This is a genomic window from Streptomyces sp. NBC_01320, from assembly GCF_035974375.1.
GTDB lineage: Bacteria > Actinomycetota > Actinomycetes > Streptomycetales > Streptomycetaceae > Streptomyces > Streptomyces yanii.
The window spans coordinates 407,956-421,622 of the sequence record NZ_CP108391.1 but is presented as its reverse complement, the minus strand read 5'-3'; the positions used below and the strand labels follow the sequence as shown (position 1 = coordinate 421,622).

Sequence of the window (13,667 nt, the reverse complement as noted above, 5' to 3'; positions counted from 1 at the left end):
CGCGTCAGAGCCCGCTCGACGTCATCAGCCGAGAGGATCGGAAGTTCCCTCATGGATGTCACCGGAGGACGAATCCGGGCACGAGAGGATCCCGAGGATCGACCGTGAACCGACTCGACCCGTAGTGATAGGCCATGCCGGTATCGGTGGGAATGACCGCGTCGAAAGCGTCCACCGCCTCCCGCAAAGCTCACGCCGAGCAGCACGCCTAACACACTTGCCAAGATGGGCATCCAGGCCGCCCCTTCCGTTCAGCTCGCGGGATGCGAGCACCCGCGGCCCGGCATGTTGCCCGGGCACCAAACAAATGACGGAATCAGGGCAGGTCGGGTTCACGCTTACTGAAAATCGCCGGCCAAGGCACAGCAAGACGCATCGACCTCACCCCCATTGCCGATGCCGCACGATGCTGTCGACACACGGTCGGATAACGCTCACCACTGCCGAGTTCCGTGTGGACCGTGCCCCCGTCCCACCAAGAGGCGCGACGACGACGGGCGGTCCGCCCTCTCCCTCGTTCAGCCGTTCAGCCGTTCAGCCGCACGGGGAGGGACTCCAGGTCGTTCTGCGTCATCACCGGCAGCTTGCGTATCTCCTCGTCCGGCACGGCGAGCCGCAGACCGGGGAACCGGCCGAACAGCGCCGGCAGCGCGATGCCGGCTTCCACCCGCGAGAGAGCGGCTCCGGGGCAGATGTGCGGGCCGTGGCTGCGAGCAGGGCCGCACACCATTACGCCGCGAGGGCATGTCCTTGCTCGTGTCGCTGCCAGATCTCCCGTGGGGTGAGGTAGCCCCAGGGTGGCTGCTTCCGTAGCCGTTCGCGGTTGTAGAAGGCCTCGACGAAGGCGAATATCTCCGCACGGGCGGTGGCCCGGTCGGGCCATCTGCGGGTGCCGATCTCTTCTTTGAGCAGCGCGAGGAAACTCTCTGCGGCGGCATTGTCGAAGCACGAGCCGGTCCTGCCCATACACTGCCGCAACCCCAACCGGCCTAGTTTGCCACCGAGTTCGTCAGAGGTGTACTCCGATCCGCGAGCGGAGTGTGCGATGCAGCCGGGCTTCAGCCCGCCGCGTCCGGCGGCCATCGTCAGCGCGTCCACGACCAGGGATGCGCGGTGGTGGTCTGCCATCGAGTAGTGCCGTAACCATGGGCGAACTCGGTGGCGGGGTCCTCCACTCCGGAAGGGACCGCGTAGCGGGCCTGTCAGTCAGGCGTCAAGCTGGCCGAGTACGGCGTTCTCCACCGCTTCGATCACCAGGGCGTCGGCGTGGGCCCGGCAAGCGAGTACGGCGGCCTGCGCGGCGCTGTCGGCGTAGACCTCCACCAGCGTGAGACCGGACGCCTGGCATTCCTCAGTGATGTCTGCCTTTCGCATGGCGCGCTCCACGTCGTTGGTGGCGGCGCGTTCGACGGCGAGGACCTCCCGGGTTCGGGGGGTGGTGTTGTCGGATGCCCACTGGCCTTGGTCGTCAGCGATCACGAGGAACAGGGCGGTGAGCTTAGAGAGCTGGGGGCGGTAGGCGGGGGCACGGTCCATGTCTTCGGGGCGGGGTCCCGGGGTCTTGTCGAGGCTGACGGGCACAGTGTGTTCCTTCGTTCAGGTTGTCCCCGGTTGGGGTGTCGGTAAGAACTGCATCACTAGCCGCAGAACGGCGTACATGGCCAAGGGTTTCGTTCTGCCAAGTCAGGCGAAGCCCCATCGGATTGCCCTTTCGCTATACACGCAGGGGACAACGTGCGTGTTCACCCGCTGGCGCTTCCGCAACTGACCGATCGCCCGTGAGACCTGGCTCCCACCCTCATGACCTGCGAAGAGGTACATCCGTCGAACTCGTGAGACCGCCCTACGCACGCGCGTGAAGGCCGGGCCGCGGTGGAGGCGGAGGAAACCGTGCGTGTCCGGTCCGCACAGCTCGCCGAGGCCGAGGACCGGGGCGAGATGCGTGGCCGCCTTGGTGACCGGTTCGCTGACGACGAGTTCGGTGGTGGGGGTGAGGTCGTTGAGGTTCCAGGCGGCAAGCTGGTCGGCGGCGTGCTTGCGTGCCTGGGCCACGTGCTCGGGCGAGGGTTACAGGGTCCAGGACGCCAGCTGCTCGGGGCCGAGGGCGCAGGTTTTTGCCGGCAGCAGGTTCGTGCCGCGCTCAGGGGGCTGGGGGGCAGGATGTCCATGAGGGCGTGGCAGGCTCCCTGGAGTGAGCCGGTGCCGGACGTGAAGACGGCCTGGACCTGGGCCAGTGTCTGGGTGGTGTTCTGCGGCGCGCGGTCCTTGCGTTCGGCGGCGCTGGTGAGGATGAGGACGGTTCCCTCGGGCAGTTCGTGTTCCGTTGTCTGATAGGTGGGTCGTCCCTACCCGAGTGCTGGTCCCTGCGGGGTGCCGGCGAGCTGCATGGTGCCATCCGGGAGGACGAAGACCGGCGGCCGGTGACCTGCCACAGACAGGGCGCCGTGCCGCCTGACGTGGTCGCAGATGACGTAGGTGCAGGTGGCGCCCGCGGTCGCGGTGCGCGGTCCGGCTTCCGGGGTGGGGGTTCCTGGCCGAGCCAGGTGACGAGCTCGTGCAGGCGCTGAACAAGTTCGTCCGGTTCCAGGTTCAGAGCGGCCAGGGCGCCGATGGCGGCTCTCAGCTCGCCCATGGCAGCTGTGGCGCGGATGCCGTCGCCCGTGATGGTGCTGACAACCCCACATACTCGGACGCGCTTGGGTGCTCACACATCGCCGCATGACGGCAGGACTTCGCCAACATAGTGGTGCCGAAGCGGCACACATCGTCACCGTCGACGTGCTGGGATCGGCGATTCTTAACGCAGAGTGTGGCAGGCTGCGACAGCGGCAGTACGCTTTATGCCGAGCGGGAAATTGGGTGGTGCGGCGGGGTGGAGGCCACATGACGGCGGGTGCAGGAGATACCACCCATAAACCCCGGATATCGCCTCCGAGGCGAGGGGAATCGACGATGGCGTTGGGTCTCCCGGCTCGTCTTGTGGGACGCGAGGCGGAGCTGACGGTACTGCGAGATGCCATCGCACAGCTGCAAGCGGGCACCGGCGGCGTGGTTCTGGTCGAAGGTGAGCCTGGTATCGGCAAGTCGTCGCTGGTCGCCGCAGCGACCGCGGCCGGCCAGGACTCGGGCTGCACAGTGCTGTTCGGGATCGCCGATCAGGCCACTCACCCGTTGCCGCTGCGCTTGCTGTACGACTGCCTCGGGATCACGCAGCACGCGACCGACCCACGCAACGCGGAGATCCTGCGCGTCGCGCGCGCCGAGTGGCCTGACGTCCTCCTGGGCAACGCCGTACACGCCGCAGTGCCCGACATGCTCGTCACCCTCATCGAGGAGGACTGCACCAGCGCGCCGACCATGATCGTGCTCGACGATGTGCAGTGGGCCGACGACATGTCACTGGATGTGTGCCGGCGCCTGGCATCAACCGCCGCGCACCTGCCGCTGTTGTTGGTCCTGTCCTGCCGACCGGTTCCCCGTGGATGGGGGATGCGACAACTGCGCGCCGCTCTACGCGGCCACACCACGGCAACGATCTCGCTGGGGCCGCTTGGTCCGGACGCGATCCATGATCTGCTGGCCGATGTCGTCGGCGCTCCCCCGGGCCCTGCGTTGATCGATCTTGCCGCTCAGACCAGCGGCAATCCCCTGTACGCGCGGGAGCTTGTCGAGTCCCTGGTACGTGAAGGCGGGGTGACGATCGGCGAGCACGCCGAGCTGCGGGAGACCTCGTTGAGCACAGTCCGGCGGTCGTTGGCTGCGGCGCTGGACAGCCGGTTGAGCTTCGTCGGCGCCGACGCGCTCGACATGCTGCGGGTGGCCGCGCTGCTCGGCCGGGAGTTCGCGGTGACGGAGGTGGCAGCCCTCCTGGGCCGGTCCACCATCGGCATCGCTAATTATCTGCAAGAGGCTGCCGCAGCCGGGATCCTCGTCGACGCCGGTCAGCAGATGGCATTCCGGCATCCACTGATCCGCCAGGCACTTTACGACGGCATGCCGACGGCATTGCGCGTCGCGCTGCACCAGGACGCGGCCCGGGCGCTCCACGACATCGGCAGTGTCGAGCCTCAACGGGTGGCACAGCAACTGCTGGAGTCGGGCCGCGTCGGCAACCGCTGGGCCCGGCGCTGGCTCGCCGACACCGCACCGGTGCTGGTGGTCAGGGCACCGCACATCGCTACTGAGCTGCTGCATCGGGAACTGGAGCATGGGGTCGCGGACGAGAGTGACCGTGCCGTGTTCAGCGTGGCCCTTGCCCAGATCCTGATCGGCACTGGCGATCACGAGAAAGCCGCGATCCGCGCCCGGCAGGCCCTGGCGGTGTCGAAGGATCCGGCCGACCGGGGACGGATGTACTGGGTGCTGGCCCGGGCACTGTTCAGTGGCGGTGACAACCACGCAGCCGTCGCAGCCCTGGAGCAGGCGTTGAAGCAAACCGACGTGCCAGACGCCTGGCGAGCTCGGTTGCTCGCCTCACTGGCGATGTTCCAACGAGCGGGAACGGGCGCGCTCGACGCCGCCGACACCACCGCGCGCCGAGCCCTGGAAATCGGCGAGAAAGCTGGGGACACCGTCGCCGTCGCATACGCGCTCACCGATCTGTGGGCCAACCATTCTGTGCAGCGGCGGCACCTGTCGGCGCTGGAATGCGTGGACCAGGCGCTACAGACGCTGAACAGCAACGACAACCACGCGGACCTGCGGGCTTATGCGCTACACGCCAGGATCTTCACCCTGCAGAACTTGAGCCGGTGGTCGGACGCCGAGAAAGCCCTGCGGGAGGCGCGGCAGTTCCTGTTCAACTCCGACCGTGCCGAGGACACCATGTCCAGCGTAACCGCCGCGGTCCTCATGTACTGGCTGGGCCAATGGGACGACGCGCTGGCGGAGCTTGACTCCGTCGACCACAGCGTCTCCGCGATGACCTACCGGGGCCTGCGCGAGAGCGGCCCCGTGTGGCTGTGGCACGGAGTAGCCGCCCTCATCGCTGTCCGCCGGGATGATCGCGCCACAGCCGACGCACACCTGAGGGCCGGGCTGCGTCAAACACCGGTCACGATCGCCGATCGCGAGAACACCGACTTCATGCTGTTCGCGCAAGCGCTCGCCGCCGAGCAGGACGGTGACCAGCCCCGTGCTCTATCGCACCTGGGTGATCTCCTCGCCCGGCAGCCCAGCGAGATGACGCTGATCCACCAATGGCTGCCGGGGGTTCTCCGCCTGGCACTGGCCGTGGATGACCGCTCCGCCGCCGTGGCCGCGCTGGAAGCCTGCCGAACCGAGGCCGCCGCGGAACAGGTGCCCGCCCGCGCCGCGGCGGCTGCCAACTGGTGCACAGGACTGTATGAGCGCGATACGGCGCCGTTGCGGTCGGCGATAGAGCACTACCGAGCCGTCGGCGTACGGGTGGAGCAGGCGGGTGCGCTGGAGGACCTGGCCGTCGTTCTCGCTGAGCAAGGGAACACGGCCGAGTCCAAGCATGTGATCGGCGATGCACTCGACCTCTACAGCCGGTTCGGCGCGGCCTGGGACATCCGCCGTGCCGAGGGGCGGCTGCGCCAGTACGGGATCCGTTGCGGCGTGCGCGGCGCCCGGCCTAAGCGGCCCACGCACGGCTGGGACGCCCTGACCCCGGCCGAGAACAAGGTCGCCCTCCTGGTCGCAACCGGCTGCTCCACGTCCGACATCGCACAGAGCATGTACCTCACCCGGCGCACGGTGCAGACGCACATCTCCCACATCCTGGCCAAACTTGGGATGAGCAGCCGCGTGGAAATCGCCCGGGAAGCCTTCAACCGCCATCCCACAGTTATTTCCACCGATCAGTAACACCGGACCGTTGCCTGGAGACACCCAGCAGGCGCCGGCACCAGTGAGAGCCTGGCTCTCTGGGGCCTATCGCGATGTACGCGTGATTCGCCTCTTGGTCCGACAGCGTCTCGCTCGGTCAGGACCGGGTTGATCTCCTGGGTGAGCCGGGCTCCTGGTGCGACGTTCGGCTAGCGCGGCCCTGGCCGCGGCCTCCGCGTCCAGGAGATCGGACTTGCCCTGCCAGCGGCGGGTCTTGAGGTCCGGGCGGTCGATCCCGGCCAAAGTCACGTCGTGTTCGTGCGGATAGCGGGCCAGGCCGAGGCCGTATCGCCGGTGACCTCGACCTGGTGCTGTGCCCTCGTGGATTGCGGCGTCCTCTCAGGCGTCCCAGCCCTGCCGGGCCGGATAACGGAACCTGTGCAGGCAGCGTCATGAACGGCATGTCCGAGTGGGTCCCGCCGGCATTTACCCCAAGAGTTCACAACTGCTGAGCATCCATGCCGCTTCGGCGCAGATAGCCGGTTGGGTGAACGGTGTGACGGTCTGTGGGTATACCTGGCGAGGTGTACGTTACTCGGTGCGATCTGGGACGCCGGGTGTGGCGTCAGCAGTCGGGGCCCCGTGTCACCAGAGAGATGATTCGGGGCCTCCCCGTAGCCTCTGGCCACACCCATATGGCCATGTCGTGAGGTTTTCCGCCCACCTGGGAGGGACCGCATACGGGATATGCGTCGCCGACCGGGAGGCGAAGCGGAGGACCTGCGCGCCCAAAACCGTTCGGGGCGCGCCGGTGGGCCAGGACTCACCCTGCTCACTGCCCAGGAACGGTTCGGTGCTGACACGTAGTCGCGCCTATATGCAGTCGTCGACCGGAGGCAGAGATCCGTTCCGCGCCGCTCGCCCGTACCAAATGGCACTCGACTTGGGCGTACGGGCCAAGGTGGCGTAGTCGACGTACACGGAGCCGAACCGCTTCTCGTAGCCGTACGACCACTCGAAGTTGTCCAGCAGGGACCACAGGTAGTAGCCGCGTACGTCCGCCCCATCCTGGATGGCACGGCGAACGGCGGACAGGTGCCCGTTCAGATAGGCGATCCGCTCGGCGTCGTGTACCCGGCCGTCCAGCTCGGGCTTGTCGTCATACGCGGCCCCATTCTCGGTGACGTACAGGGGCAGTCCCGGCACCTCTCCGCTGTAGCGCAGCAGCAGGTCGTACAGACCGGACGGGTCGACGGTCCAGCCCATCGCAGTGCGCTCGCCCGGCGGCTGGTGGAAAGAGATGTCGTCCACGCCCGGCCAAGGAGAGTGCGCGCTCGTGCCAAGCCCCTCCATGCAGGACGCGGAGGCGGGGTCGTCGGCCGCGGACACCAGTGCGGGCGTGTAGTAGTTCAGGCCCAGCCAGTCCAGCCGCTGGTGGCTGACCGCCAGGTCTTGGTCGCGTACGAACGACCAGTCCGTAACCTGGGCAGTGTCCCCGAACAAGTGCTCGGGGTAGGCGCCGTGCAGCATCGGACCGTGGAAGATCCCGTTCGCCAGGTCGTCGATGCGCCGCCGGGCCACCTGGTCCTCGGGCGAGTCCGTGACCGACCGAACGCTCACCGAGTTGAGGCTCACCGCGATGCTGTTACTGGACGGCATGACGCCGCGTAGGGCCGATGTGGCCAGGCCATGGGCGAGGTTGAAATGGTGGGCGGCGCGCAGGGCCGCCACCGGGTCGGCGCGGCCCGGCGCGTGCACGCCCGAGCCGTAGCCGAGGAATGCCCCGCACCACGGCTCGTTGATCGTGATCCACTGCTCGACCCGGTCGCCCAGGGCCTCACCGACCAGCGCAGCGTACTCGGCGAACCGGTACGCCGTGTCGCGCTCGGGCCAGCCGCCCGCGTCCTCCAGATCCTGCGGCAGGTCCCAGTGGTACAGGGTGAGGGCAGGCTTGATGCCATAACCGAGCAGTTCGTCGACGAGCCGACGGTAGAAGTCCAGACCGCGCGGGACGGCTGGGCCGCACCCGGTCGGCTGCACCCTCGGCCAAGACACCGAGAAGCGGTACGCGTTCAGTCCGAGCTCGGCCATGAGCGCCACGTCGTCGCGGTAGCGATGGTAGTGGTCGACGGCGACGTCGCCGTTCTCGTCGCCGGCGATCTTCCCTGGCGTGTGACTGAAGGTGTCCCAGATGGAGGGGCCGCGGCCGTCCTCGCGTGCCGCTCCTTCGATCTGGTATGCGGATGTGGCGACGCCCCACCGGAAACCGGGCGGGAAGGTGGACATGGAGAGGACTCCCAACGCAGGAAGCTGGTTTGAGCCTGAAATGTCACTGTGATCGGGTGTGGCCCACACGTGTGAGCATCCACCGCATCTTGCAGCATCCCGGCCCAGTGGCCGGGCCTGTCCCGAGGTTTCTGGCCGCTGTCGGTGTGGCATTAAGGCACCCGTGCGTGGAGCACTCCCTGGATTAGTGCCGCACCGACGCTCACACCAGCCACGGGAGACGTCACCGTGACCGCGCGCACCCACTGCCTCGACGAGAGAGCCGCCGAGCAACCGGCTCGCCACTCCACATCGTGGGCCACCAATGCCCCTGGCACGCCAGGCTCGGCTCGGCTCACCTCGAGCGAGGGATCGTCTCGGCACGCGAACAGCCATGTCAGGGCCAGGCATCACGCACAGCACGGTCCTTGATCGACGCATGTGCCCGGCATCCACCGCTCTGCGCGAGGAGCCATCTAGCACATCACGCGCTCGCGGCCAGGCCAACGGCACGTCGGCCGTGGCACTGCGCAGGCGTGCCACAAGGAGTCGTCCGCAGATGCAGGTGCCCTGCGCGTTCGGGTTGGCGCTCGTGCATCCTGGCTTCTCCAGTGTGTCCAGGTAAGCGATCGCCCCCCAGGGGGCACTCCTCGGATCGATCAACACGACGAACCGCCTGTACCAGGGCACGGGCATCCTCATCCTCGTCCAGAACGGCGGGCTGGGACCTCGTCTCGGTGTCGTCCTCGTCCGTGAGCCCTCATCATGCTCTTTCTGCGTTTTGGCCGGGAGGTTCGCATAGGTGCCGGTGCCAGCCCGGGCTCCTGGCGGCGCGACAGGACGGCTAGCTTTGCCACCGCTGCCTCCGTGATCTCGACCGCACACCTCAGTCTGTCCGCCTTCTCCTGCACTATGCAAAGCCCGCGTATATCCAAGACCCCGGATCGGGCACCCGTGACTACGAGGTCCTCCCGACAAGGTTCACGCCGCCCCGGGAATGACTTGATTCGGTCGGTGCGCGGCGCGAAAGGTCAGTTGCGGTGTCCGTCTGGCAGAACCTATGCCCCGTTACCGTTTTCGTGGCCCCGCAATGGGGTGCCTGGCCCCCGGGTCCGGTATGGCTGTGTGCCCCCTGTCGAAGTCGATGACCTGGGGGGTGTTGCCGCCGGGCTTCGGGGCACCGCTGAGTCTTCCCTCGTAGCGTAGAGACCGTGACTGCAGGGGAAGTTGGGAGTCATGGCGGAGAAGAGGCGGAAGTTCGACGCGGAGTTCCGTGAGGGGGCTGTGCGGATCGTGACCGAGACCGGGAAGCCGGTCGGGCAGGTCGCGAAGGATTTGGGGATCAACGAGACGACGCTGGCGAGCTGGGTCTCGCGGGCCCGCAGGGTCGGCGGGGCCGGGGCCGGCCAGGCGGTGGAGAGCGAGGAACTGGTCCGGTTGCGGCGGGAGAACGCCCAGCTGCGGAAGGACAACAAGGAGCTGGTCATGGAGCGTGATGTCCTCAAACGCTGCATGGTCATCTGGGTGAAGTAGCTGCGGCGGACCCGACGGCTGTCGTCGGGGTGATCAGCGACCAGAAGACCGAGTGCAACATTCCGTATCGCGTCTCGTGCCGTGCTCTGGGGGTGTCGGAGGCGTGGTTCTACAAGTGGCACCGGCGCCCTGACCGGCCGACGAAACGCGAGGTGAGACGGGCCGAGCTGGCGGAGAGGATCCGGTATTTCTTCGACCGGTCGGGCAGGACGTACGGCTCGCCGAGGATCACGCTGGATCTGTGGGAGGAGGGCTGGCAGGTGTCGCGGAACACCGTCGCCGACATCATGGCCGAGCTCGGCCTCCAGGGCCGCAGGCCGCCGCGTCGGCGCAAGTCGCTGACGCGGCAGGGCAAACGGAAAGCCTCTCCTGACCTGGTGCGACGCGGGTTCGACGCCATCGCTCCGGACGTGCTGTGGTGGGGCGACATGACCGAGATTGACACCGGCGAGGGCAAGCTCTACCTTGCCTCCGTCCACGACGCGTTCTCCCGCCGGGCACTCGGTTACGCCATGGGTTCCCGGCACGACACCGCCCTGGTCAGCGCCGCACTGCAGATGGCGATCGCCACCCGGGGTGGCGAGGTGGACGGCGTGATCTTTCATTCGGACCGCGGCTCGGAATACACCAGTGCGGCGTTCCAGCAGCTCTGCGGCCGGTGGGGTGTCGTGCAGTCGATGGGGCGCGTGGGGTCGGCGCTGGACAACGCCGCCGCGGAGTCGTTCCACTCTGTGCTGAAGGTCGAGTACGTGCACCGGCACCGCTTCGACACCCGGGCCGAGGCCAGGATCAAGACCGCGACCTGGATCACCGACTTCTACAACACGAGGAGGCGCCACAGCGCCGCCGGCGGGCAGCCGCCCGTCACGTTCGAGAACACCATCCAAGAAGCACGCAACCACACCCACCATCAGGGCCAAGTTGCATAACAAGGTCTCTACGAAATCAGGGGATTGACACCGCTTGACCGCTGATGAGGGGCCTGACGACCGCCTGGTCCGGCGCAATGCCGGACCGCTTTGCGGGTGGGGATGTCTGCGTAACGTGGTTGCCGGCGTGTGGTGCCGCAGGGACGGCTGGGAGTTGAGGCGACGAGAGGCGAGGGGCACGCGCACATGGTCGACACGACCGCGACAGATCTCTTCCTCGGTCTGGACCTGGGCAAGGAGTTCCACCACGCCCACGGCCGGACCGCGGACGGCAGAACCGTGCACGACAAACGGCTGCCCAACACCGAGCCGAAGCTGCTGGAGCTGTTCACCAAACTGGTGGCGAAGTTCGGCACCGTACTGGTGATCGTGGACCAGGTGGCCAACATCGGCGCGCTGCCGTTGACGGCAGCCCGCGCGGCGGGCTGCCGGGTCGCCTACCTGCCCGGGTTGTCGATGCGGCGGGCAGCCGACCTTCACCCGGGCGAGGCCAAGACCGATGCCCGCGACGCGTTCGTGATCGCGGAGACCGCCCGGTCCATGCCGCACACCCTGCGCGCGGTGGACCGCGACGACGAGGTGCTGGCCGAGCTGACGATGCTCACCGGCTACGACAACGACCTGGCCGGCGAGGTCAACCGCACCACCAACCGGCTGCGCGGTCTGCTCTCCCAGATTCATCCTTCCCTCGAGCGAGTGCTCGGCCCGCGCCTGGCCTACCCCTACGTCCTGGCCCTCCTGGCCAGGCACGGCTCGCCGGCCAGGCTGAAGAAGCTCGGCCGCACGCGGTGCGAGGCTCTGCTGAAGGCACACGGCTCGCGCAAGGCCCACCACCTCACCACCGAGATCTACGACGCGCTTGCCGAGCAGACCCTGGTTGTTCCCGGCACCGAGGCGTCCGCGCTGATCGTGCCGGGCCTGGCCGCCCAGCTCGCCGCCGCCCATACCCAGCGTCAGGCCACCGAGCAGGAGATCGCCGTCCTGCTGGAGGCCCTCCCTCTTTTCCATCTCCTGACGTCGCTGCCCGGTCTGGGCGTCAGGACCACGGCCGCGGTGATCGTCGCGATCGGTGACGGCACCGGCTTCCCCACCGCCGGACACCTCGCCTCCTATGCCGGACTCGCCCCCGCCACGAAGTCCTCGGGCACCTCCATCCGCGGTGAGCACGCACCCCACCGCGGCAACCGGCTCCTCAAACGTGCCTTGTTCCAGGCCGCGTTCGCCGCGATCGGCTGCAAGAGCGACCCGTCCTCCCGGATCTACTACGACCGCCAGCGCGCACGCGGCAGGACCCACACCCAGGCGGTCCTCCGCCTGGCCCGGCAACGCGTGAACGTCATCCACGCGATGATCCGCACCGGCGCCCTCTACGAACCACGCACTCCGAGTGACGTCGACCTCGCAGCCTGACACCCCATCCGTCTGCCCTTCAGCCCTCCTCACGTCCGCACGCCGGCACGCCACCCCCGTCCTGCCGGCCACCGAGCTGCCCACCAGGCACCCGATCCGCCGGGAACATCCCGCTTCGCGGGACGTTCCCGAAAACCAGGACCAACCCCTACGAACCAGCCCCGCCAGGCTTGACGAAACAGATAGGGGCACCCCCCAGCGACGGAAGCAGGAATCGTCAGGCGCCCGTGACCCCTCCCCGCCCTGAAGGACTCCGTTGGGAAATCCGCAAACCGGTGATGAGGGGCTGTCCGAGCTGCCACGATCGTGTCGTTCGTCGATCGAGGGCGGGGTTGGATGTCGCTGGAGTCGCGGGCCGATCACGGGGTGCCGGATCTGACCGTTAGTTGCACAGGAGGACGAAATGCGATTGAAGTCCCACACCTCCCACCGGGCGGCTGCCCTCACGGCGGTCGTCGCTCTGGGCGCCGTCCTGCTGGCGGGCTGCGCCGACGACAGTGACACACCGGGGACCAGGAGTTCGGGCGGCGGCACGAACGGCAAGGGGAAGATCACAGTCACCATCGGGGTCTTCGGCGTCTTCGGCTACAAGCAGGCCGGGCTGTACGACGAGTACGAGAGACTCAACCCCGGCGTCACCGTCAAGGAGACCTCGATCGAGCGGCTCGACCAGTACTACCCGCAGTTGCTCACCCATCTCGGAGCCGGCAGCGGCATGCAGGACATCCAGGCCCTCGAGGTCGGCAACATCGCCGAGATCGTGAACCGGCACTCCGACCAATTCGTCGACCTTGGCAAGGCTCAGGGCGTCGACAAGAACAGCTTTGTCCCGTGGAAGTGGGCGCAGGCCACCACAGCGAGCGGAAGGACGGTCGGCCTCGGCACCGACATCGGGCCGATAGCGATCTGCTACCGCAAGGACTTGTTCAAAAAGGCCGGGCTGCCGACCGACCCGGAGAAGGTCGGGAAGCTGTGGACGGGCGACTGGCAGAAATATGTCAACGCCGGCAAGGACTACATGGCTAACGCCCCCAAGGGCACAACCTTCATGGACGCCGCAGGAGGGGTCTACAACGCCGTCATCTCGGGCAGCGAAGAGCGCTACTACGACAAGGATGGCAAGCTCATCTACAAGGACAGCCCGGCCGTCAAAGAGGCCTGGAACCTGGCCATGGACGTCATCGACGGGAAGATGACAGCTAAGCTCAAGCAGTTCGACCAGACTTGGGATCAGGCATACGCCAACGCCCGCTTCGCCACCGTCTCCTGCCCACCCTGGATGCTTGGCTACATTAAGGAGAAGGCCGGGACGAAGGCCGAGGACCAGTGGGGCATCGCCTCGGCCCCCAAGCCCGCCAACTGGGGCGGCTCCTTCCTCAGCGTCCCCGAGGCGGCCAAGAACAAGGACGAGGCAATCAAGCTCGCCACCTGGCTGACCGCACCCGAGCAGCAGGCCAAGCTCTTCGCGAAGCAGGGCAGCTTCCCCAGCTCGCAGGCGGCCTACGAGCTACCCGAAGTCGCCGATGCTAAGCACGCGTTCTTCGACAACGCCCCCATCGGTGAGATCTTCACCGACGCCGCCAAAGACATCCCGACGCTGGTGGTCGGCGAGAAGGACCAGATCATCCAGAACACCATCACCGACGTCGGCATCCTCCAGGTCGAGCAGCAGGGCAAGACGCCCGCGCAGGGCTGGGCCGCGGCGGTGAAAGACATCGACAACGCCCTGGACCAGTGACG

9 protein-coding genes and 2 pseudogenes are annotated in these 13,667 nt (G+C 67.4%); 5 read left to right on the top strand and 6 right to left on the bottom strand.

The window, feature by feature from the left end; all coding sequences use genetic code 11:
• Window positions 1-526 precede the first annotated feature (526 nt).
• From OG395_RS57055 to OG395_RS59050, 5 genes and pseudogenes are all read right to left on the bottom strand, one after another.
• Window positions 527-706: pseudogene (locus OG395_RS57055) on the bottom strand (cytochrome P450); the annotation flags it as partial.
• 23 nt (window positions 707-729) lie between these two features.
• Window positions 730-1,128, bottom strand: a complete 399-nt coding sequence (locus OG395_RS57050; RefSeq protein ID WP_327250033.1) for an integrase core domain-containing protein — start codon at window positions 1,126-1,128, stop codon at window positions 730-732.
• A 78-nt stretch (window positions 1,129-1,206) separates the two neighbouring features.
• Window positions 1,207-1,581, bottom strand: coding sequence for a hypothetical protein (locus OG395_RS57045; RefSeq protein WP_327250032.1), 375 nt, complete (start codon window positions 1,579-1,581; stop codon window positions 1,207-1,209).
• A gap of 102 nt (window positions 1,582-1,683) precedes the next feature.
• The gene (locus tag OG395_RS57040) at window positions 1,684-2,052 is read right to left on the bottom strand and encodes a hypothetical protein (protein ID WP_327250031.1); all 369 of its coding nucleotides are present in this window, start codon (window positions 2,050-2,052) and stop codon (window positions 1,684-1,686) included.
• Window positions 2,053-2,140: 88 nt separating this feature from the next.
• Window positions 2,141-2,677, bottom strand: a pseudogene (locus OG395_RS59050) (hypothetical protein); the annotation flags it as partial.
• A gap of 41 nt (window positions 2,678-2,718) precedes the next feature.
• Here OG395_RS59050 and OG395_RS57035 point away from each other — a divergent pair.
• A complete protein-coding gene (locus tag OG395_RS57035) occupies window positions 2,719-5,829 on the top strand; it encodes a helix-turn-helix transcriptional regulator (protein ID WP_327250030.1) in 3,111 nt (1,036 codons plus the stop codon).
• 834 nt (window positions 5,830-6,663) lie between these two features.
• Here the strand turns inward: OG395_RS57035 and OG395_RS57030 are convergent.
• Entirely contained in the window at window positions 6,664-8,076 is a 1,413-nt protein-coding gene (locus OG395_RS57030) for a GH1 family beta-glucosidase (protein WP_327250029.1), read from the bottom strand.
• 1,215 nt (window positions 8,077-9,291) lie between these two features.
• Here OG395_RS57030 and OG395_RS57025 point away from each other — a divergent pair.
• From OG395_RS57025 to OG395_RS57010, 4 genes are all read left to right on the top strand, one after another.
• Window positions 9,292-9,588, top strand: coding sequence for a transposase (locus tag OG395_RS57025; protein ID WP_327249963.1), 297 nt, complete (start codon window positions 9,292-9,294; stop codon window positions 9,586-9,588).
• Between the two features lie 29 nt (window positions 9,589-9,617).
• A complete protein-coding gene (locus OG395_RS57020; RefSeq protein WP_327249962.1) occupies window positions 9,618-10,517 on the top strand; it encodes an IS3 family transposase in 900 nt (299 codons plus the stop codon).
• A gap of 186 nt (window positions 10,518-10,703) precedes the next feature.
• Window positions 10,704-11,927: an IS110 family transposase gene (locus tag OG395_RS57015; RefSeq protein WP_327250028.1), complete on the top strand. Its 1,224-nt coding sequence runs from the start codon at window positions 10,704-10,706 to the stop codon at window positions 11,925-11,927.
• Window positions 11,928-12,330: 403 nt separating this feature from the next.
• Window positions 12,331-13,665 carry an ABC transporter substrate-binding protein gene (locus OG395_RS57010; protein ID WP_327250027.1) on the top strand — a complete coding sequence of 445 codons (1,335 nt, stop codon included), beginning with the start codon at window positions 12,331-12,333 and terminating at the stop codon, window positions 13,663-13,665.
• Window positions 13,666-13,667 lie beyond the last annotated feature (2 nt).

What these genes read in the sequence shown, in the direction of transcription:
- OG395_RS57015 (WP_327250028.1), top strand. Translation starts at nt 10,704, where the DNA reads ATGGTCGACACGACCGCGACAGATCTCTTCCTCGGTCTGGACCTGGGC.
- OG395_RS57050 (WP_327250033.1), bottom strand. Translation starts at nt 1,128, where the DNA reads ATGGCAGACCACCACCGCGCATCCCTGGTCGTGGACGCGCTGACGATG.
- OG395_RS57025 (WP_327249963.1), top strand. Translation starts at nt 9,292, where the DNA reads ATGGCGGAGAAGAGGCGGAAGTTCGACGCGGAGTTCCGTGAGGGGGCT.
- OG395_RS57010 (WP_327250027.1), top strand. Translation starts at nt 12,331, where the DNA reads ATGCGATTGAAGTCCCACACCTCCCACCGGGCGGCTGCCCTCACGGCG.
- OG395_RS57035 (WP_327250030.1), top strand. Translation starts at nt 2,719, where the DNA reads ATGACGGCAGGACTTCGCCAACATAGTGGTGCCGAAGCGGCACACATC.
- OG395_RS57030 (WP_327250029.1), bottom strand. Translation starts at nt 8,076, where the DNA reads ATGTCCACCTTCCCGCCCGGTTTCCGGTGGGGCGTCGCCACATCCGCA.